The organism is Streptomyces sp. S465, assembly GCF_026898115.1.
Classification (GTDB): domain Bacteria; phylum Actinomycetota; class Actinomycetes; order Streptomycetales; family Streptomycetaceae; genus Streptomyces; species Streptomyces luomodiensis.
Genome location: NZ_CP114036.1, coordinates 182,553 through 202,623, shown reverse-complemented (window position 1 = coordinate 202,623; position 20,071 = coordinate 182,553). Strand labels below are relative to the sequence as shown.

General features: G+C 70.3%; 21 protein-coding genes and 1 pseudogene. 10 read left to right on the top strand and 12 right to left on the bottom strand.

Going from position 1 to position 20,071, the window contains the following annotated elements; translation table 11 throughout:
- The first annotated feature begins 13 nt into the window (after nucleotides 1–13).
- The 7 genes from N6H00_RS00960 (at nucleotide 14) to N6H00_RS00930 (ending at nucleotide 8,132) form a co-directional block, all read left to right on the top strand.
- Nucleotides 14–1,297, top strand: a complete 1,284-nt coding sequence (locus tag N6H00_RS00960; RefSeq protein WP_268969557.1) for a flavin-containing monooxygenase — start codon at nucleotides 14–16, stop codon at nucleotides 1,295–1,297.
- A gap of 11 nt (nucleotides 1,298–1,308) precedes the next feature.
- Entirely contained in the window at nucleotides 1,309–1,779 is a 471-nt protein-coding gene (locus N6H00_RS00955; protein WP_268969556.1) for a RidA family protein, read from the top strand.
- Nucleotides 1,776–2,450 (top strand): DUF1028 domain-containing protein, encoded by a 675-nt coding sequence (locus tag N6H00_RS00950; RefSeq protein WP_268969555.1) that lies wholly within the window; start codon nucleotides 1,776–1,778, stop codon nucleotides 2,448–2,450. Before N6H00_RS00955 ends, N6H00_RS00950 begins: the two co-directional genes overlap by 4 nt.
- A 17-nt stretch (nucleotides 2,451–2,467) precedes the next feature.
- Complete coding sequence (locus tag N6H00_RS00945) at nucleotides 2,468–3,625, top strand: M20 family metallopeptidase (protein WP_268969554.1); 1,158 nt, start codon at nucleotides 2,468–2,470, stop codon at nucleotides 3,623–3,625.
- Nucleotides 3,626–4,283: 658 nt separating this feature from the next.
- Nucleotides 4,284–5,726, top strand: a complete 1,443-nt coding sequence (locus N6H00_RS00940) for an aspartate ammonia-lyase (protein WP_268969553.1) — start codon at nucleotides 4,284–4,286, stop codon at nucleotides 5,724–5,726.
- Between the two features lie 66 nt (nucleotides 5,727–5,792).
- A complete protein-coding gene (locus N6H00_RS00935) occupies nucleotides 5,793–7,145 on the top strand; it encodes an MFS transporter (RefSeq protein ID WP_268969552.1) in 1,353 nt (450 codons plus the stop codon).
- A gap of 60 nt (nucleotides 7,146–7,205) precedes the next feature.
- Entirely contained in the window at nucleotides 7,206–8,132 is a 927-nt protein-coding gene (locus tag N6H00_RS00930) for a LysR substrate-binding domain-containing protein (RefSeq protein ID WP_268969551.1), read from the top strand.
- Between the two features lie 60 nt (nucleotides 8,133–8,192).
- Here the strand turns inward: N6H00_RS00930 and N6H00_RS00925 are convergent, their stop codons facing one another.
- Entirely contained in the window at nucleotides 8,193–8,561 is a 369-nt protein-coding gene (locus N6H00_RS00925; RefSeq protein WP_268969550.1) for a winged helix-turn-helix transcriptional regulator, read from the bottom strand.
- A gap of 151 nt (nucleotides 8,562–8,712) precedes the next feature.
- Here N6H00_RS00925 and N6H00_RS00920 point away from each other — a divergent pair, with 151 nt between their 5' ends.
- Both N6H00_RS00920 and N6H00_RS00915 read left to right on the top strand, forming a co-directional pair.
- Nucleotides 8,713–9,585 carry an enoyl-CoA hydratase/isomerase family protein gene (locus N6H00_RS00920; protein ID WP_268969549.1) on the top strand — a complete coding sequence of 291 codons (873 nt, stop codon included), beginning with the start codon at nucleotides 8,713–8,715 and terminating at the stop codon, nucleotides 9,583–9,585.
- A 399-nt stretch (nucleotides 9,586–9,984) separates the two neighbouring features.
- Nucleotides 9,985–10,266 carry a metal-sensitive transcriptional regulator gene (locus N6H00_RS00915; RefSeq protein ID WP_010358257.1) on the top strand — a complete coding sequence of 94 codons (282 nt, stop codon included), beginning with the start codon at nucleotides 9,985–9,987 and terminating at the stop codon, nucleotides 10,264–10,266.
- Between the two features lie 272 nt (nucleotides 10,267–10,538).
- On the opposite strand, the gene N6H00_RS00910 is transcribed toward N6H00_RS00915, so the two are convergent.
- Complete coding sequence (locus N6H00_RS00910) at nucleotides 10,539–11,114, bottom strand: rhodanese-like domain-containing protein (RefSeq protein WP_268969548.1); 576 nt, start codon at nucleotides 11,112–11,114, stop codon at nucleotides 10,539–10,541.
- Nucleotides 11,115–11,143: 29 nt separating this feature from the next.
- On the opposite strand from N6H00_RS00910, the pseudogene N6H00_RS00905 reads away from it, so the two are divergent.
- Nucleotides 11,144–11,416: pseudogene (locus N6H00_RS00905) on the top strand (metal-sensing transcriptional repressor).
- Nucleotides 11,417–11,436: 20 nt separating this feature from the next.
- Here the strand turns inward: N6H00_RS00905 and N6H00_RS00900 are convergent.
- The 10 genes from N6H00_RS00900 to N6H00_RS00855 all read right to left on the bottom strand — a co-directional run bounded on the left by N6H00_RS00900 (nucleotide 11,437) and on the right by N6H00_RS00855 (nucleotide 20,063).
- A complete protein-coding gene (locus N6H00_RS00900; RefSeq protein WP_268969547.1) occupies nucleotides 11,437–12,180 on the bottom strand; it encodes a sulfite exporter TauE/SafE family protein in 744 nt (247 codons plus the stop codon).
- Nucleotides 12,177–12,542: a rhodanese-like domain-containing protein gene (locus N6H00_RS00895; RefSeq protein ID WP_268969546.1), complete on the bottom strand. Its 366-nt coding sequence runs from the start codon at nucleotides 12,540–12,542 to the stop codon at nucleotides 12,177–12,179. The genes N6H00_RS00900 and N6H00_RS00895 overlap by 4 nt, the downstream gene beginning before the upstream one ends.
- A gap of 35 nt (nucleotides 12,543–12,577) precedes the next feature.
- Nucleotides 12,578–13,942 (bottom strand): MBL fold metallo-hydrolase, encoded by a 1,365-nt coding sequence (locus tag N6H00_RS00890; protein WP_268969545.1) that lies wholly within the window; start codon nucleotides 13,940–13,942, stop codon nucleotides 12,578–12,580.
- A gap of 442 nt (nucleotides 13,943–14,384) precedes the next feature.
- The gene (locus tag N6H00_RS00885) at nucleotides 14,385–14,585 is read right to left on the bottom strand and encodes a hypothetical protein (protein WP_268969544.1); all 201 of its coding nucleotides are present in this window, start codon (nucleotides 14,583–14,585) and stop codon (nucleotides 14,385–14,387) included.
- A 282-nt stretch (nucleotides 14,586–14,867) separates the two neighbouring features.
- Nucleotides 14,868–15,548 (bottom strand): rhodanese-like domain-containing protein, encoded by a 681-nt coding sequence (locus N6H00_RS00880; protein ID WP_268969543.1) that lies wholly within the window; start codon nucleotides 15,546–15,548, stop codon nucleotides 14,868–14,870.
- A 219-nt stretch (nucleotides 15,549–15,767) separates the two neighbouring features.
- Nucleotides 15,768–16,520: an SDR family NAD(P)-dependent oxidoreductase gene (locus tag N6H00_RS00875; protein WP_268969542.1), complete on the bottom strand. Its 753-nt coding sequence runs from the start codon at nucleotides 16,518–16,520 to the stop codon at nucleotides 15,768–15,770.
- Nucleotides 16,521–16,662: 142 nt separating this feature from the next.
- Nucleotides 16,663–17,724 carry a maleylacetate reductase gene (locus tag N6H00_RS00870; protein WP_268969541.1) on the bottom strand — a complete coding sequence of 354 codons (1,062 nt, stop codon included), beginning with the start codon at nucleotides 17,722–17,724 and terminating at the stop codon, nucleotides 16,663–16,665.
- Entirely contained in the window at nucleotides 17,721–18,602 is an 882-nt protein-coding gene (locus tag N6H00_RS00865; protein WP_268969540.1) for an intradiol ring-cleavage dioxygenase, read from the bottom strand. Before N6H00_RS00865 ends, N6H00_RS00870 begins: the two co-directional genes overlap by 4 nt.
- On the bottom strand, nucleotides 18,599–19,429 hold the full coding sequence (locus N6H00_RS00860; RefSeq protein WP_268969539.1) for a sugar phosphate isomerase/epimerase family protein: 831 nt from the start codon (nucleotides 19,427–19,429) through the stop codon (nucleotides 18,599–18,601). Before N6H00_RS00860 ends, N6H00_RS00865 begins: the two co-directional genes overlap by 4 nt.
- Before the next feature lie 10 nt (nucleotides 19,430–19,439).
- Nucleotides 19,440–20,063 carry a nuclear transport factor 2 family protein gene (locus N6H00_RS00855; protein WP_268969538.1) on the bottom strand — a complete coding sequence of 208 codons (624 nt, stop codon included), beginning with the start codon at nucleotides 20,061–20,063 and terminating at the stop codon, nucleotides 19,440–19,442.
- Nucleotides 20,064–20,071 lie beyond the last annotated feature (8 nt).

Genomic DNA, 20,071 nt, shown 5'->3' with positions numbered 1-20,071 from the left:
TGGAGGCTGAACGTTGAGTGAAGAGACTGAGGTAGTCGTCGTCGGGGCGGGCCAGGCGGGCGTGGCGGTGAGCGAGCACCTGGGAGCCCACGGCGTACCGCATATCGTCCTGGAGCGGCACCGGATCGCCGAGCGGTGGCGCTCGGGGCGGTGGGATTCCCTGGTGGCGAATGGGCCCGCGTGGCACGACCGGTTCCCGGGGCTGGAGTTCTCCGACGTCGATCCCGATGCCTTCGCCTCGAAGGAGCAGGTCGCGGACTACTTCGTCGCGTACGCCGAGAAGATAGGTGCCCCGATCCGGTGCGGTGTCGAGGTGACCTCCGTGCGGAAGCACACCGGCCGGCCCGGCTTCCGGGTCGAGACGTCGGAGGGCGCCATCGACGCGCGCTTCGTCGTGGCGGCGACCGGACCGTTCCAGCGGCCCGTGATCCCGCCCATCGTCCCGGACGGTGCCGTCCCGGTGCAGATCCACTCCAGCGGTTACCGCAACCCGGAGCAGCTGCCCGAGGGCGCGGTCCTCGTGGTCGGGGCCGGCTCCTCGGGGGTCCAGATCGCCGACGAGCTGCGCCGGTCCGGTCGCCGGGTCTTCCTCTCCGTCGGTCCGCACGACCGTCCTCCCCGCCAGTACCGCGGACGTGACTTCTGCTGGTGGCTCGGTGTGCTCGGGCGCTGGGACGCGGAGACGCCCCCGCAAGGTGCCGAACACGTCACCATCGCGGTCAGCGGTGCCCACGGCGGTCACACCGTGGACTTCCGCGCCCTGGCCGCCGACGGTATCGAGCTGGTCGGTCTGACCGCGTCCTACGACGACGGCGTGCTGCGCTTCGCGCCGGATCTCGCCACGAACATCGCGCTCGGCGACGCCAAGTACCTCGAGCTCCTCCGGGCGGCCGATGAGTACGTCGAGCGCAATGGGCTCGACCTCCCCGAGGAGCCACAGGCCCACATCCTCGGGCCGGACCCGGAATGCCTGGCCGACCCCCGGCTGGAGCTCGACCTGGCCGGGACCGGCGTCACCTCGATCGTCTGGGCGACGGGCTTCGCCACCGACTACAGCTGGCTCGAGGTCGACGCGTTCGACGAGAACGGCCGGCCGGACCACCGGCGCGGCGTGTCCTCCGAGCCCGGCGTCTACTTCCTGGGCCTGCCCTGGCTGTCCCGCCGCGGGTCGAGCTTCATCTGGGGTGTCTGGCACGACGCGCGCTACGTCGCCGACCACATCACGACCCAGCGGGGCTACCTCGCGTACGGCACCACCGACCGGCCCGGCGCCACGCCGGCGACCCGGAAGAACTGAGGAGCGAAGCGATGACCTCCACGAACGAGGGCCGCCAGGTGAAGGCCCCGATCGTCGCCGGCGGACACACCCGGATCCGCCCGTTCAACACCCGCGACACCTATCCCGAGCAGAACCTCGACAACGACCTCTGCCAGGCCGTCGTGGCCGGCAACACGGTGTACGTCCGGGGCCAGATCGGCCAGAACCTCGACACCAGCGAGTCGGTCGGCATCGGCGACGCCGGGGCCCAGGCCGAGCAGGCGATGGCGAACATCAAGATGTTGCTCGAAGAGGCGGGCAGCCGCATGGAGCACCTCGTCAAGCTGACGATCTATCTGGTCGACCCGCGCTACCGCGAGGCGGTGTACCGCACCGTGGGCCGTTGGACCAAGGGCGTCCACCCGATCTCCACCGGCCTGGTGGTGTCGGCCCTGGCCCGGCCGGAGTGGCTGTGCGAGATCGACGCCGTCGCCGTGATCCCCGAGGAGGGCCAGGCATGACGTTCTCCCTGGTGGTCCGCGACGGCGAGCGGTTTGGCATCGCGGCCAGTTCGTCGAGTCCGGCGGTCGCCGCCCGGGTCGCCCATCTGCGACCCGGGGTCGGCGCGGCGGCCTCGCAGAACGTCACCGACCCCACGCTCGGCACAAGGCTGCTGGAGGGGCTGGCGGAGCACGGCGACGCACGGCGCGCGCTGGCCGACGTCACCGGCGCGGCGCGGAACGCGACGTCCATCGCCTACCGTCAGCTGACCGTGCTGGGCCGCTCCGGGCCCGGGTTCGCCTACAGCGGCTCGCGCACCCTGGGCAAGCACGCCTCGGCCACCGCGGAGGGGGCGGTGGCGGCCGGCAACATGCTGTGCGGTGAGCACATCCCCGGCGTCCTGATCGACGCGTACTCCGCCGCCACGGGGGAGCTGGAAGAGCGGCTGATCACCGCCCTGAAGGCCGCCGTCGCGGCCGGCGGTGAGGAGGGGCCGGTGCACTCCGCGGGCCTGGCGGTCGTCGCGGACGTGGACTGGCGGGTGACCGACCTGCGCGTGGACTGGGCCGACGACCCGGTCGACCGGCTCGCCGAGCTCCTCGCGGTCTGGCTGCCGCAGCGGGACGACTACGTGCGCCGCGGGCTCGACCCCGACTCCGCGCCCTCCTACGGCGTTCCCGGCGATCTGTGATGGGTGCGCTGTCCGTGATGGGGGCGCTGAAAGAGGCCGCCCGGCACGAGATCGACCGGCACGCCGAGGAGCTGATCGGCCTCTCCGAGCGGCTGCACGCCGACCCGGAGACCGCCTGGGAGGAACACCGGGCAGCGGCCGCCGTACCGGAGCTGCTGGACCGCGCCGGGTTCGAGGTCACCTCCTCCTACCTGGGTCTGGAAACCGCCTTCCGCGCCCGGTTCGGCGGCGGGCCCGTCCGGATCGCGCTGTGCGCCGAGTACGACGCGCTGCCGGGCCTGGGTCACGCGTGCGGACACAACCTCATCGCGGCCAGCTCGGTCGGCGCCGCGCTGGGCCTGGCCGCCGTCGCCGACGACGCCGGCCTCACCGTCGAGGTCTACGGCACCCCGGCGGAGGAGGGCGGCGGCGGAAAGATCGAGATGCTCGACCGCGGCGCCTTCGCCGGGGTGGATCTCGCGATGATGGTGCACCCGGCGCCGGTCGACGTCGCCGAGGCACGGCCGTTCGCGGTCAGCCACTCCAAGATCTCCTACACGGGTAAGTCCGCGCACGCCGCGGCCTACCCGGAGGCCGGGGTCAACGCGGCCGACGCGTTCACCGTGGCCCAGGTCGCGATCGGGCTGCTGCGTCAGCAGCTGCCGGCCTCGGCCCGGGTGCACGGTGTGGTGACCCACGCCGGGGACGCGCCGAACGCCATCCCGGAGCGGGCCACCGGCCGCTGGTACGTCCGGGCGGAGAGCCTGGCCGAACTGGCCGAGCTGGAGCCACGGGTGATGCGGGCCTTCGAGGCGGGGGCGCTGGCGACCGGGTGCGAGCTGGAGATCGAACCGGAGAGCAAGCCGTACGCGGAGTTCCGCACGGACGAGACCGCACTCGGGCACTACCGTGCGAACGCCCTCGCTCTGGGGCGGGAGTTCGCGCCGCCCGGCCAGGCCGCCCGGATGAACCGGGCCTCCACCGACATGGGCAACGTCTCGCAGGTGGTGCCCGCCATCCACCCCTACATCGGCATCGGCTCGCTGCCCGCCACCAACCACCAGCACGAATTCGCCGCCTACTGCGTGGGCGGGAAGGCCCAGCGGGCCCTGCTCGACGGGGCGATGGCGCTGGCCTGGACCGGTGTGGACCGGAGCGCGCCGGCTGGGGGAGCGGCCGGGGGAGCGGCGGCATGACAGGGGCGATCGCCGCCGTGGTCCGGCGAGCCGGTCGTACGCGGTGGACGGATCTGGGCGGTGTCCCGTCCGGATCCGGCCCGGTGGCGGTCACCACCGGCCGGTTCGCCGGGGTGCGCCGCGGCCGCCAGCGGCCGCTCACGGCCACCCGGCGGCGCCCCGGCGCCCCCGGCGTACCGTCCGGTGCGGTCACCTTCGCGCGCCACCCGCTCGGCCTGCCCGCACCGGACCGCCTGCCGAGGGTGCTGACCGGGCCACGGGACGAGGCGCGCCGCGCGGACCGTCGCGGTGCGTACGGCGGGGAGGCGACCGTCCTTCCCACGGTGGTTCCGGGTGGCGAGCGCGTGTCCGCCACGCGGATCCGCTCCGGGGCCGCCGAGGGACCCCCCTGGCCCGCGGCGGGGCCGCCCGGCCGCCCGCGCGGGGTGCCGGTGACCGCGTGCGCGGACACCGCCGTGGTGCCGGACGCCGGCTTCGCCTGGCCGTGTCCCGGCCGGTGCGCGGTGACGGCCGACCCACCCGGGCGGGCGGGAACCGCCACGAGCCCGACGACCACCGCGTCAGGGACGCGCCTGCCGCGGAGTCTCGCCGCTCCCGGAACCCGTCCGAGCCCGCCGTTCGCCGCCCCCCTCGATCCCCGACGACTCGGAGGACACCGATGCCCCTGACTCCCGGCCCCCAGCACACCGCCCCGGCGAGCGGCGGGCACCGGACGGAGCACGACATGCTCGGTGACGTCGAGGTACCCGCGGACGCCTACTACGGGGCGCACACCGCCCGCGCGGTGGCCAACTTCCCGCTCACCGGGGAAACGCTCGCCGCCCGGCCGCACCTGATCGGCGCCCTGGCGGCGGTGAAGCATGCCGCGGCCTTGGCGAACGCCGAGGTCGGCGCGCTGGACGGAGTCCTCGCGTCGGCGATCGCCGACGCCTGTGCCGAGATCCGCGACGGCGCGCTGCACCAGCAGTTCGTGGTCGACCTCATCCAGGGCGGCGCCGGCACGTCGACGAACATGAACGCCAACGAGGTGATCGCCAACCGCGCCCTGGAACTCCTCGGGCGGCGCCGCGGGGAGTACTCCGCCCTGCACCCCCTCGACCACGTCAACCTCGGGCAGAGCACCAACGACGTCTATCCGACCGCGGTGAAACTGGCGCTGGACGCGCACATCGCCGAACTGCTCGCCGCGCTGGCCCGCCTGCGCGGGGCCTTCGAAGCCAAGGCCGCAGAGTTCGCCGAGGTGCTCAAGATGGGCCGCACCCAGTTGCAGGACGCCGTGCCCATGACGCTGGGCCAGGAGTTCGGGGCGTTCGCCGCCACGCTCGCCGAGGACGAGCAGCGGCTTTCGGAGGCCAGGCTGCTGCTTCATGAGCTCAACCTCGGCGGCACGGCGATCGGCACCGGCCTCAACGCCCGCTCGGGCTACCGGGAGCGCGCGGTGGAGCACCTGCGCCGGCTGACGGGCATACCGACGCTTCAGTCCTCGCCCGACCTCATCGAGGCCACCCAGGACGTCGGGGTCTTCGTCCAGCTCTCCGGCGTGCTCAAGCGGATCGCGGTGAAACTCTCCAAGATCTGCAACGATCTGCGCCTGCTGTCCTCGGGACCGCAGTGTGGGCTCGGCGAGATCAATCTCCCCGCACGCCAGGCCGGATCGTCCATCATGCCCGGCAAGGTCAACCCGGTGATCCCCGAGGCGGTCAACCAGATCGCGTTCGAGATCATCGGCAACGACGTGACCGTCACTCTCGCCGCCGAGGGCGGCCAGCTCCAGCTCAACGCCTTCGAGCCGGTCATCTACCGGAGCCTGAGCGCCGGCCTCGACCACCTCACCGCGGGGATCGCCGTCCTCACCGAGCACTGTGTGCGCGGCATCACCGCCAACCGGCACCGACTCGCACAGGCCGTCGCCGCCTCCACCGGCCTGGTCACCGCGCTCAGCCCCGCACTCGGCTACGAGACCGCCTGCGCCATCGCACTGGAGGCGCACCACTCCGGCCGGCCCGCGCTCGACCTGGTACGAGAGCGCGAGCTGCTGACCGAGGCGGAACTCCGCGTGCTCACCAGCCCCGCCTCCCTGACCGGCCGGCCCGCGCACTGAGGGCACGGCACCCGGCGGCACCCGCACAGCTCCGGCTCGTTCCACCCATTCCCCAAGGAGGCGCGCATGCCTACTTCACACATCGACGTCACGGAGACCCAGGCCGAGGTGGCCACCGACGTCGCAGCACTGCGCAGAAGCGTTGCCGCGGGAGCCGTCGGCGTGTTCGTGCACTGGTTCGACTGGGCGGCCTACGCCTATCTCGCCGGTACCGTCGCGACCGTGTTCTTCCCGGCCGAGGACAGCACCACCGGACTGCTCGCCGTGTTCGGCGTGTTCGCCGTGTCGTTCGGCATCCGGCCGATCGGTGCCATGGTGTTCGGGCCGCTCGGTGACAGGATCGGCCGCAAGCGCACGCTGTCGCTGGTCATCTTCATGATGTCCGGTGCGACGCTGACGATCGGTCTGCTTCCCGGCTACGCGTCGATCGGGGTCGCCGCCCCGGTGCTCCTGGTGGTTCTCCGCCTGATACAGGGATTCGCGGCGGGCGGTGAGTTCGGCAGCGCGGCGAGCTTCCTCGCCGAGAGCGCCCCCCGGCGCCGTCGCGGATTCGGTGTGAGCTGGCTGGAGGTCGGCTCCCTGCTGGGCTTTCTCGCCGGTTCGTTCGTCTACCTGCTGTTGTCCACGGGGCTCGAGGAGGGCCAGCTGTCGTCCTGGGGCTGGCGCATCCCCTTCCTCGTCTCCGCGCCACTGGGCATCATCGGTTTCATCATCCGCAACAAGATCGAGGACACCCCCGAGTACCGGGCACTCGAAGCCAACGACACCGTGCCGCGGAGCCCCGTGCGGGAGCTGCTCCGCTCCCACAAGCGGCAGCTGCTCCAGGCGGCGGGCCTGATGGCGGCCATGCACGTGCCCTTCTACATGGTGCTGACCTACCTGGTCACCTACGAGACCGACCACCTGGGGCACTCGGCCGGCGGCGCCGCCCTGCTGTCCACGGTGATCTCGCTGCTGGGGCTGGTGCTGGTCCCGGTGTTCGGACTCCTGTCCGACCGCGTGGGACGCAAACCCGTCTTCGTCGGAGCCACCGCGGCCCTCCTGGTGGTCTCCACCCCCGCGTTCCTCCTCATGCGGACCGGGCTCGCCGGAACGTGGATCGCCGGTCTGCTGCTCGGCGTGATCCTCGCCGCGATCCTCGGCACCTACGCGGTGTGGTCGGCGGAGATCTTCCCCACCCGCACTCGCCAGAGCGGCCTGTCCATCGCCTACAACCTCACCGCCGCCCTGTTCGCCGGCACGGTGCCGTACCTGATGACCGTGCTCATCTCCGCGACCGGCAGCACCCTGCTGCCCGGGCCCTACCTGATGGTGTTCGCCATCGGCGGCCTCATCGCCGCGCTGTCCCTGAAGGAGACCGCCGGTTCCGCCCTGCTGCGCCCCGAGGACGTGTCCGACACTCCTCCTGAGCGCCGCTAGGCACCGCCGCGTAAGGTCGGCGTCGGCATGGACACGGATCACCAGGCGCAAGGGTCACGTATGACGTCACCGGTGGGTTTCACCCTCCTGCAACTCCGTTACTTCCTCGTCGCCGCCGAGCGCGGTTCGATGACGGAGGCGTCCGGGGAGCTCCACATCGCGCAGTCCGCCGTGTCCGCGGCCATCCACAACCTGGAGCGCGACCTACGGGTCCAGCTGTTCATCCGCCGCAGGGGCCGGGGACTGACCCTGACGCCCGCGGGGGAGAGGCTTCAGCAGCATGCGCGCGAGCTGCTGGCCCGCGCGCGTGAGGTCGAGCGGGAGGCCCGGGGAGACGGCGAGACCATCTCCGGGCCGGTGGCCGTCGGCTGCTTCGTGACGCTGGCCCCGTACTACCTGCCGCCCCTGTTCAGCGAATGCACCAGCCGCTACCCGGACATCGAGATCGACGTGGTGGAAGCGGAGACGGATCAGCTCGTCCAAGCCCTGGGCGCGGGGCACATCGACTTCGCCCTCACCTACGACCTCGGCCTGTCGGCCGAACTGCACCTGCGCAGCGAGACGATCGCGCACGCCCCGGCCTACGTCATCGTCCCGGCCGATCACCCGCTGGCCCGGCAGGGCACCGTGGAGCTGGCCGAACTGTCCGCGGAACCCCTCGTCCTGCTCGACCTGCCGCACAGCCGCGACTACTTCCGCTCGCTGGTGGCCGCCACCGGCACCGCGCCCGATGTCCGCTACCGCACCCAGAGCTACGAAACCGTACGTTCCCTGGTGGCCCGGGGACTCGGATACTCCGTGCTGAACCAGCGGCCGGCGACCAGCCAGACCTACGGCGGTGGCGAGATCGCGGAACTGGAGCTGCGGGACGCAAGCCCCCCGCTCGAAGTCAAGATCTCCTCTGTGGCGGGTATGACCCAGACCGCCCGTGCCCGAGCGGTGATGGAACTGCTGCGGCAGATCGCCACCCGCCCTGCCAGGGCCTGAGCCGGGAGCCCTCTTGGCATCACGGCTGTCGGCTCCCTGCGCCGCGGCCCCCCAACGTGATCAGGTCGACTGCTCGCCACGATTGTCGTAGGCGCGCTGAAACGACTGGATCACATCCATGTTCTCCACCGTCCAGTTGTACAGCTCGCCGAACGGACCCTGGAGGGATCGGCCGAGCGGCGTGAGCGAGTACTCCACTCCGAGCGGTCGCCCGGGCAGGACTCGCCGGGTGATCATCCCATTGCGCTCGAGGCGGCGCAGCGTCTGAGTGAGAACGCGCTGCGTTATGCCTTCAAGGCGTCGTTTGATCTCGTTGAACCGTCGCGGTTCGCTGAGCACTGCCAGAACCAGCATCGACCACTTGTCCGCGATCTGATCGAGGATGGTGCGGCTCGGACAGTCGGCTCTGTAGACGACGTCGTGAGTCATGTCGGTATCCCTGAGCATCCCTAGGATGGTGAAAGTGCGTAGTTGACGTTCTCTGACCAGCCAGTTCAACCTAGGTATACATCGGGAACTTACAAGTATTCAAGCGCTCGCGTGGTCTTCGGTAGCCCGGGTGTGGAATGGGAGAGTTGGTATGTCCGGAGAATTCCCTACGACAGAGGAGTATCCGACCCTGCGAGTGTCGCTGGATCGGGGAGTGGCGGATGTCGTCATCGACAATCCGCCGGTGAACGTACTCGACGTTCAGCTCATGACGGACGTGCTGCACTTCCTCAAGAAAGTTCGCGAGGATTCTTCTGTCAGGGTCATCGTCTTCAGCAGCGCCGATCCGGAATTCTTCATACCCCATGTCGACATGACGCTGATCGACGATCCGACGGCCTTTGACGAACTGGCTTTGCAGGCACCGGAGGGACTGAACGTATTCCAGGCGTTCGGCGAGGCCGTGCGGCACCAGCCACAGGTCACGATCGTCAAGCTGGCGGGTATCGCACGCGGCGGTGGGGCCGAGTTCGTGACAGCTGCCGACATGACTTTCGCCAGCAGGGAAAAAGCGAGGCTCGCTCAGGTCGAAGTGCTGATGGGCATCACACCCGGCGGGGGCGCCACCCAGTACCTCGGGCAGCGTCTGGGCCGCCATCGCGCACTCGAGATCCTGCTCGGCGGCGACCCGATCGACGCGGAGACCGCCGAGCGCTATGGCTGGATCAACCGCGCACTGCCCGCTGACGAGCTCGACGCCTTCGTCGACCGGCTCGCTCGGAACATCGCAGCGCTGCCTGATGGCGTCATCGGGGCCGCCAAGGCGGCCGTGCCGGCGGTGGACCTGGACGGGGGATTCACTCGCGAGCACCAGGCGTGGGCCGGCCTGTTCGCCCTGCCCGCCGCCGAGAAACTCATCCGGGGCGGCCTCGAACGCGGCGCCCACACCCGAGAGGGTGAACTCCGACTCGAGGACCTGCTCCGTGACCTGTGGGAAGAGCTGAAGGGGCAGCCGAACGGCTGACGCACGCGGAGAGGAGGCCGCCTGGCCGCAAGCCGCTGAGACCGGCCTCATGCCGGCGGACGTACACGGCGGCTGTCCGCTGGTTCCGCTTGCGTCAGTCCTCACGTACCGCGGCGTGGGCACGGTCGCCGTTGTTCGGCCTTGGGGAACATCGGTACAACGGCTAACGCTAAGCCGTTTGGTCGCCTGCCACACGATAGGCCGTCGCGCCGGGCAGGTGGCCGGAGGCGTATTCGCCGGGGGCGCACGTCGATGACGGTCAGCTCGTACAGGCGGCGTTGGCCTGATCGGCGGTGAGGGCGATGGTGGTGGTGGATGCCACGGGGGATTTTCCTTTGCTTGGTTCGGGTTACCCCTTCGGTAAGATACCCAAGGGGGTATCTCGAAGGAGCGTGGGTCGTGGAACTGGCAATGGCGGCTGAGGAACTGAAGACGGTGGTCAACCGGCTGCGCCGGGCACAGGGCCAGATCGCCGGCGTGATCAAGATGATCGAGGAGGGGCGGGACTGCGAGGACGTCGTCACCCAGCTCGCCGCGGCGTCCCGGGCTCTGGACAAGGCCGGTTTCGCGATCATCGCCACCGGCCTGCAGCACTGCCTGACCGATGCGGACATGGCCGCCTCCGGCGACCGGGAGCAGATGCGTACCCGGCTGGAGAAGCTGTTTCTTTCTCTGGCCTGAGCTGTGGTGCCGCGGCACCCGATCACCTACGGCCGGCGGCACGATGGCGGGGAGTCCGCTGAGCTGACCGGCAGGCTGGTGCTGACGGCGGCTCTGCTTGTGGCCGTGGTGGCGCTGCTGTGCGTCGTCGGGCACGCAGAGCGTGGCGGGTCCGCAGCTGTCGCCGGAAGAGGAGACGTCTGCGCACGAGTAGCGGGCCTTTTGGCCGCATGCCCTGGCGCGCGAAGGGGGGAGGGATCCGGCTCCGGATCCCTCCCCCCTTCGCGCGTGGCTCAGCGGTTGCGCAGTGCGGCCAGCGTGTTGTCGAGGCCGGCGTCGCGGCGACGGTTGTGGGGCAGCTTGGCGAGCATAGCGGCCATGCCACAGGTGTTGGTCAGGGCGGAGAGGACCAGACCGCCCGCGATGCCGGCGGAGACGAGTTGGAAGGCGGGGTGGACGACGAGCCCGAGCAGCAGGCCGAGCAGCACGATCACTCCTGCGGTGAGCCTCACCTGCCGTTCCATGCCCCAGGTGGCACGCGAGGTGCCCTGGGGGCGGTGCAGCTCGTGGCCGTCGGCCGCCCAGGCGCCGGTGCCTCCCGACAGGGTGGCGGCGCTGACGCCGTTCTCCGAGAGGATCCTGCAGGCGTTCTTCGAGCGGGAACCCGAGGCGCAGACAACCATGACGTCACCGCGGTCAGCGGCGTGCCGGATGTCGGGCAGCGCGCGCTGGATCCGGTCGAAGGGGATGTTGAGCGCGCCGGGGAGATGACCGCCGGCGTATTCGCCGGGGGTGCGCACGTCGATGATGGTCAACTCGTGCAGGCGGGTGCGCGCCTCGTTGGTGGCGAGGGCCGTGGGGGTGGTCATGGCAGATGTCCTTGCGTTTCGGAGTTGTGGTGGGGCTAGATCTGACGGGAGCCGAACGGAAGGCGGCCCCGTATCGGCTGCGCCGCGAGCAGGGGCAGACCCGGGGTGATCGAGGTGCGAGACTGCGAAGAGGTGGCCACCCACCTGGCCGCCGCCTCATGAGACTGGGCAGGGCGGGTTTCGCGATCATCGCCACCGGCCAGCAGCAGTGCCTGACCGGCTTCGAGAGCGGCCGCCATGTTGGTAAGGACCGTGACGGGATGCGCAGCCGGCTGGAGAAGTTCTCCCTGTCCCTGGCCTGAGCCGTTGCTGGTCCTCGTGTTCAGACGATCACGTCAACGAGCATGAAGGCCGCCACCGCCAGCAGTACGTCGGCGAAGATTTTCTGAAGGGTGGTGCCGGAGATCTTCGTCGCGAGTCGTTTGCCGTCCCAGGCGCCGAGGATCGCGGCGCCGGTGAAGGGGCCGATGATCTCCCAGTGGAGCCCGCCACTGGTGCCGGTGCGAGCGGCGAGCGCGGCGAGTGAGTTCACCGTGATGACGAGCAGGCTGGTGCCCACCGCCCGCCGCATGGCCAGTCCCAGGACGCTCACCAGGGCGGGCACGGCGAGGAATCCCCCACCGACCCCTAGAAAGCCCGTCACGGCGCCGAGTCCGGCACCGGCACCGGCCGCCTTGCCGGGACGGATTCGGTCCGGCGGCTCTGACGCGGACGGACGCAGCATACGCAGGGCCGCCAGCGCGGCGATGACTGCGAACGCCGCCGTCAGCACCGCTTCGGGAAGGCGCCCGGCGACAGCCCCGGCGAGGAAGGCGGGCACGATGCCCGCCGCAGCGAACAGCGTCCCCGTCCTCCATGCCACGTTCCCGTCGCGGGTGTGGGCGTACAGGGCGGTGGCGGAGGTGGCGGTGACGATGATCAGGCTGGCCGTGGTGGCGGCCGCCGGAGTGAAGCCGAGCAGGTAGATCAGTGCCGGCACGGCAAGGACGCTGCCACCGCCGCCGAGGGCTCCAAGCGCGAGACCGATGACGGCCCCGGCGATGAGAGCGAGAACGAGTACAGTCACGCTATCCGGCCACTGTTCCCGCGCTCGTCGACCACCGGATACCCGGCGGCGGCCCACGCGTTCATACCGCCCTCGACGTCCACCGCCTGCACTCCGCGCTCAGCGAGGAGTTTCGCCGCCTGCTGGGAGCGGTGTCCACTGCGGCAGATCACCACCGGCGGCGGACCCTCCGCCTCGGTCGGTAGGGTGCCGCCGGCAACCAGTTTCGTCAGCGGTACGTGGACGGCGCCCGGGGCATGGCCCGCGGTCCACTCGGGCTTCTCACGGACGTCCAGCAGGACCGCGTCGGGCTGATCGCCGATGGTACGGCTGCGTGCCTCGTCGACCGTGACCCGGGGCCCATTTCGGCGAAAGAGGAACATCACACGCTTCCTTCCTTACGGGGGTACGGCCGAAATCAGCCGGAGGTCAGGGACAGCCCGGCATCCACTGCGGCGTCGAAGCCGTCGTCCACGGCGACCACATCGCGGCCGACGGCATCCAGCAGGGAGGCGGCGATCGCTGCGCGCATCCCGCCGGCGCAGTGCACCCACACCGTCCCGTCCGGTACTTCGCCGATGCGGCCGTGCAACTCGTGGATCGGGATGTGGACCGAGCCGTCGATGTAGCCGGCCGAACGCTCCGAGTCCCGGCGCACGTCCAGGACGACCACGCCGTCGCCGCGCTTGCGGACATCGGCGAGGTCGGCGAAGCGGGCACGGGGGAAGGAGGCGAGCTGCTCGCCCTCACGGACCCAGGCGGCCGGATCACCGGTGGCGGCGGCGGCCGGGCGGTCGATGCCCACCCGCGCCAGCTCCCGCTGCGCGTCGGTGATCTGCTCCGGGGTATCGGCCAGCAGGGTGACGGGCTTGCCCCACGGGATCAGCCAGGCCAGGTAGGTGGCGAGCTTGCCCTCGCCCTCGAAGTTGAACGACCCGGCCACGTGCCCTTCGGCGAAGGCCATGCGGCTGCGCAGGTCCACCACCCACTCACCCGCGGCCAGCCGGGAGGCGAGCTCCTCGGCGTCCGCACGCCGCGGCGGGGTGAGGTCGACTGGCGCGGGGCCTGCGGCGTTGGCCGGGCCCATGTGCGCGTAGTAGGCGGGCACGTCGTCCAGCCCGGCGAGCATCTGGGCGACGAAGGTGTCCACGTCCAGGGTCAGCGCGTCGTTGGTCTCGCGCTCCTTGCCGATCGTGGTCGCGTCCCCCTCGGCCTGGGAGGAGGAGCAGAAGCTGCCGAACCCGTGGGTGGGCAGCACCGGGACCTCGTCGTCCAGCTCGTCGGCCAGGCGGTGGGCGGAGGCGTGCTGGGCGCGGGCCAGCTGTTCGGTCAGCCTTGGTTCGACCAGGTCCGGGCGACCCACGGTACCGATGAGCAGTGACCCGCCGGTGAACGCCGCCACACCGCGCCCGTCCTCGGTCAAGGCGTAGGAGGTGTGGTGCGGGGTGTGCCCAGGAGTGGCGATAGCGCGCAGCACCAGGCCCTCGTCCACCGTCACCGTGTCGCCGTCTGCAACGGGGGTGCGGGCGAACGACACGTGCGCCCCGGCCGGCACCAGGTACTGGGCGCCGGTGACGCGGGCCAGCTCCAGGCCGCCGGTGACGTAGTCGTTGTGGATATGGGTTTCGGCCACGAAAGCGATGCGCACCCCGCGGCGGGCCGCTGCGGCGATGACCTGGTCGATGTCGCGCGGCGGGTCGATGGCCACCGCGGCGCTGGGGCCGCCGGCCAGGTAGCTGCGGTTGCCCAGGCCCTCGAATTCCATGGTGTCGACGAAGAACACGGCTCACGACTCCTCTCGAACGGTGTACCCCGGGGGGTATCGAATGCTCACTCTAACAGCTATACCCCCGGGGGTATTCCAAGGGCGGAAATGCTCAAGGCGTCGCCTGGCGCCTTGCGGCTACCCGGCGGGGCATAGAGGAATGAGGCTTCCGTCCCCCCTCGCCCGCACCCGAACCTGACCGCGTGGGGGCGAGGGGGGGCGACACCACGCTCGTTCAGGCCGGAAACCGGCGGTAGGCCACCCGGCCACCGGGACAAGATCCATCTCAGCGCGGCGGACAGCCCGGCACCAGCACCAGGGGGGGAACGAAAACCATGGACAAGACGACCAAGAAGACCCGACACACGCCGCCGCTGTCCGCCGACCGCCTCCGAGCGGGCTGGCAGGGCCCACCCGCATCCGCCTGACCCGCGGCCAGGACGTCGAGGCGGTGAACGCGCTAGATGGCCACCACCGGCGACGGCGTCAGGATCATCCCGGTCCGGTAGGCCGCCATCGAGGACGGCTCGGCGTCCTCCGCCACGCTCGCCGGGTTCGGCGGAACCGATACGAAGGCGTACCACGACGCCGCCGCCCACACCTTCACCGACCGGCCCGTGAACGAGGCCCTGACCACCGCCTCCCTGACGCTGGTCGCCACCGAAGAGCAGGACCGAAACATCGGTGTGCGCTCCGCCACGGCCCCGGCACCCTCGTCGACATGGCCATGAACAACGGCTTCACCGCCGAACAAAGCCATGACCCTACTGCTCAAGCGGGCGTCTTCACCCGCTGGCGCCCCGCCGCTGGCGAGGGCCCCAAGTAACCCGGACGGCGCAGACAGCGCTGACGGAGGCGTGACCACGACGACGCGGCTCACGCCCGCCACCGGCGGACACCTCGGCGCACGGAGCCCGCAAGATCAACGGCTTAGCGTTAACCGCTACCGGTGTTTCCCAAGGCCGTTGTTCACCGCGTCCGCGCGGTCGGGGGTGGTGACCGGCAGCCCTGCCGCTTCCCATGCCTCAAGGCCGCCCGCCACGCTGTGGACGGAGGACCGGCCTGCGCGGATCGCCAGCGCGCCGCCCTGCACGCTGCGTGCGCCCGTGCGGCATACGAAGGCCAGTGGACCGTCAGGCAGATCCGACAGCGCGGCCGGCAACGTGCTGAGCGCGGCGTGCACGGCGCCGGTCGGGTGACGCGCTGCCCATTCATCGTCCTCGCGGACATCGACCAGAGTGAGTTCCCCGTCCGCGAGGCGGCGATACGCCTCGGCAGGAGACAGCTCAGCGGGCGTGTGACCGCCGCCGGAGTCCAGGCTCTGCTTCGTGGCGGGCAGGACCGTCCGGATCGCCTCGTAGTTGGAGGCATGGGCGACGGCTATCTGCTGTCCCATCATCGGGCAGACGTTCATCGCCTCTTCCCAGTGAGCGGTGGACTCCCATTCCGCCACGTTGACGAGATGGAATGTGCTCCCCGGAACGATCGTGCGGAACATATACGTCCGGATGAAACCGGGTTGAGCCGCCATCACGTCCGCAGCGCCCTGCCAGGCGTCGAGATAAGCGCTTTCCTTCTCTTCGTCGATCTCGATCGGAATGATCACGACGTGGCGGTTTTCCATCTGCCGCATCCTCTGTTCTGTGACGCAATTGCCGCTTCTGACGTACCGCTCGAGCCGGAGGGGTTCCGGGTGATGAGCCGGCACTTTCTGGATGCAGCCTGCGCGCATGTGTCCATGGCGGCAACGTACTTTGCTGAACCGGCAAACCGGTCGGACGGCGCGCGGTGATGCGGACTGCCTCGGCAGGGCGTCCGGTGTGATCGGCCTGGACGGCGAGCGTCAGACGGCGGTCAGTCCGCCGTCGACCAGAATCTCAACCCCGGTGATATACGAGGCCTCTTCGCTGGCGAGGAAGAGGACGGCGTCGGCGACCTCCCGTACCTCCCCGGCCCGCTTCATCGGCACCCCGTCGATCTGCTTGGCCCGCCACACCGGGTCCGCGGAGCCGCGGGAGGTGCGCATCGCCGGCAGCATGCCCGGTGCGACCGCGTTGACGCGGATCCCGGCATCGGCGTAGTGCACCGCCGCGGTGGTCGTCATCGACTTCACGGCGGCCTTTGACGCGCCGTAGCCCAGGTGCACGCCGATCTGGCCGATGGAGGCCGAGATGGAGGACAGGTTGACGATCGAGCCGCCGCCGGAGCGGGCCATGGCTGCGGCGCCGTGCTTGATGCCGAGGAACACACCCTTCGCGTTGACCTGCATGAGCTGGTCGAAGAACCGGGTGCTGGTCAGGTCGGGGTCGAAGGTGCCGCTGATCCCCGCGTTGTTGACCAGGATGTCGAGCCGTCCGAACTCCGCGAGGATCACCTCGATCGCGGCGGTCCATGAGCTCTCGTCCGTGACATCGAGGTGCAGGTAACGGGCCTGCCCGCCGGCGGTCCGGATCCCGTCGACGACCAAGGCGCCGTCCTCGTCGGCGATGTCGGCGATGACAACGGTCGCGCCCTCACGACTGAACGTTTCGGCGGTGGCACGCCCCATGCCGCTGGAGGCACCGGTGATCAGGGCTACCTTGTCGTGCAGGCGCATGAGTGTCCTTTCTTGGCCGGCCGGAGCCGGCTCTTGTGTGGCGGGGCGGCTTGCTTGGCCCATACCGTGCGTTGGCAGTCGGAGCGAGGATGACGAACCCGGTCCAGATGGTGAGCGAAACGAGGACCGGGTGAGTGCGCTGCTATGCGGGTGCGGCGCCGGTGAGCGCGCGGCCGAGGATGCGGCGGATGTCGGCCTCCGTGATGAGCCTGGGATTGGCGTAGGGATGGGCGAGTGCTTGGGAGACCACGGTCTCCACACCGTCCTCGGGCATGCCCAGCGCCGTGAGTGACATGTCGGCGCCGAGGCTCCGCGCAAGGTGGAACAGCTGGGAAGCCGGCTCGGTGGTGTAGAGTGCCGTCTCCAGTGCGGTCCGCGCCGCCGGCGCCGCTGGGAGGTTGAAGGCGAGAACGTGGGGGAGGACCGCGGTGTGGGTCTCGGCGTGCGGCAGGTTGAAGGTGCCGCCGAGAATGTGGCAGAGCTTGTGGTGCAAGGACATCGTGGTCGCGCCCAGTACGCTGCCGGCGAGCCAGGCCCCGTACAGGGCGTCGGAGCGGGCGTCGATGTCGTGCGGATCGGCGACCACACGAGGCAGGGCGTCGGCCAGGGCCCGCGCCGCTTCCGCCGCCATCAGCGTGTGGATCGGTGAACGGTCGGGCGCGTACAGGGCCTCCGCGGCGTGTGCGAGGGCGTTCACGCCACTGGTCACCGACAGCGCGGACGGGAGCGTCGCGGTCAGTTCCGGGTCGTAGACCACAACGGACGGCAGGACGCGGGGGTCCCGTCCGGTGGTCTTCCGGCCATCGGTGGTCAGGCCCCAGATCGGCGTCATCTCCGATCCGGCGTAGGTGGTCGGCACAGCGACGATCGGCAGGCCGGTGTCCTTCGCGACGGCCTTCGCCAGACCGATCGCGGAACCGCCGCCGATCGCGAGGCAACCGTCCGCGCCGATCTCCCGCGCTCGCGCCACGGTTTCCGCCGCGACGGGTGCCGGCACGTGCATCGTGGCGTGCGGGTGCAGATCGGCGATCCGGTCGCCGAGCGGGGCCGCCAGTTCAGCGGCGAGGTCCGCGTGTCCGGGTGTGCACACCACGATGAGCCGGTGCAGACCGAGTCGGTCGGTCTCCTCGGGCAGCCGTGCTCTCGCGCCCGCCGCGAAGACGACCCGGCCTGGACGGTTCTCGTGGATGAAGTGGTGGCTCATGGCCGTACCCGGTCCAGGACGACGTCGAACGTCAGCAGCCGGAAGGGGCTGGCGACACCGTACCGCTCGGCGCGGAGTGGATCGTCAACGGTTGTGACCGGCCTGATCAGCGACTCCTTCACCCCGAACACCGTGTCGGAGTCCAGATACGGGCTGCCTTCGACGAAGACGTGGGTGGTGATGGGGGCGTGCCCGTCGGCTTCGGCGATGACGTGGATGTGCGCGGGACGGTTGGGGTGGCGCTTGGTGGCGGTGAGCAGTCGGCCGACCGGTCCGTCGTCCGGGATCGGGTAGTAGCGGGGGACCACGGTCCGCAACCAGAAACGGCCGTCGTCGTCAGCGGTGAACAGCCCCCGGAGGTTGCGCTCGGGCTGTGTCCCGGGTTGCTGGACGTCGTAGAAGCCGGCCCCGTTGGCCTGCCACACGTCCACCCGGGCTCCGGGCAGCGGCGTTCCGTCGGACGACCGGACCTGTCCGGCGAACACACAGGGCTCACCCTCGCCGTCGAGTGAGATGTTCGCGCCCAGCTCGCGGGGCGGTGAGTCGACCATGTGGAACGGGCCGAGGACGGTGGTGTCGGTGGCGGCCGCCGATCTACGGTTGTTGATCGCGTCGACCAGCATCGACACCCCCAGCACATCGGACAGCAGGACGAACTCCTGGCGGGTGTCGTCGCACATGTGCCCGATCGCGGTGAGGAAGTCGATCGCTTGTTGCCATTCCGCCTCGGTGGGCTCGATGTCCTTCACGAAAGCGTGCAGGTGCTCGACCAGGCTCGTCATGACCTGTTTCAGCCGTGCGTCCGGAGTGCCGGCGAAGCTCTCCGTGACGATCTCGACCGAAGCTTCCTCGGAGAAGCCGGTGGTCGGGGTGGTCATCGACCCTCCTCGAGCGTGGTGGTCCAGGACGGTGCGGTGACACCGGCGCGGCCGAGTGTGAGGGCGCCCGCGTCGAAGGCGAGCCGGGCCGCTTCCGCGGCGGGCCGGGCGTCGAGATCGTCGGAGAAGACCTCCACCGAGACCGGCGCGTTGACACCGTGTTCCCGCAGAGCGCGGAGCACGCCGAGTGTGTCCCCGGCTCCCCGGCCGGGGAGCAGCCGCCGGTGCCGGGCCTCGTCGGTCAGATCGGGGCCGGGCTGGGGGAGCACGTCGCACAGCTGAAGGGTGGTGATCGCGGAGGGTGGAATGCCGGCGAGATCCTGGGTCCTGGCGCCGGAACGGAACCAGTGCCACAGGTCGAGGGTGATTCCGCCGTTCGGCCGGTTGGCCGCCGAGACCACCCGCCACGCCTCGTCCAGCGTGCGGACATGGCTGTAGGGGAGGAACTCGAACCCGACCAGAACGCCGTGCTCGGCGGCGCGGTCGCACAACGCCCCGAACGGCTCCACGAGTTCCGGCAACGGATGCTCGGCGAACATCGGGACGTTGAGGTGGCGGATGCCGATCCGGTCGGCGAAGGAGAACATGGCTTCCTCCACCGGATCCTCGCCCTTGGCCCAGTCCCAGTTGTGCTCCATCTCAAGGACCCGCAGGCCGTGTTGGTCGAGCAGATCGCGGATCTGCCCGTCGGGCATGTTCGCGTGGAGATAGTCGCTCACCCGCAGGCCGATGCCGGCGAACCCGGCCCTGGCCGCCGCGGCCACCCGGGTGGGCAGGTCGGCGGTACGCAGCGTGTTGGCGCTGCAGTTCAGGAATACCGTGGTCATCTCGATGCCCTCACTCTTCGCCGGGGTGGCCCGGGGTGGCTGATCCCGCCAGCCACTTCGAACCCTCGTCGTACAGGCGCTGCACCGCCTCCCCGGTCAGACCGGGCAATCCGGTCTTGACCGTGAACCCGGCCTTGGTCTGCAGATAGCCCAGGTGGCGATAGCCGATGGGGAACCGGCCGAGCAGCTCCGGGTCGAGTTCCAGCCGCGTGGACGGGTCGACCGGATCGAGCCGGTCCTTCTCGTAGATCGGTTGCCGGCGGACGACCTTCCACTGACCGTCGTACCGGCCGCAGAAGTCGTAGAAGCGGCCGACGCAGACCACGTCGACCTCGACCCCGTCGATGCTCGCGCGCTGGTTGATCGTCATCTTCGTCTGGGCGATGGCCCGGTCGCCGTTGATGTCGGCGGTGTGTCCCCCCAGGAAGTGCAGAATGCTCACGCCGCTGTCGAAACCCGCCCGGCTGACGTCGATGAACTCGGCCGCCGGTCCCTGGAACCATGTGGCGCTCATCCATCCCTCGGTCGGATGCCACACCGTGGCGAAACGCTCCCAGTCCGCGGCGTCGCGCCACACGGCCCAGTTCTCGACCAACTCGCGCAGTGCCAGTTTGTCTTCGAGACGTGTCGACACGCTCAGAA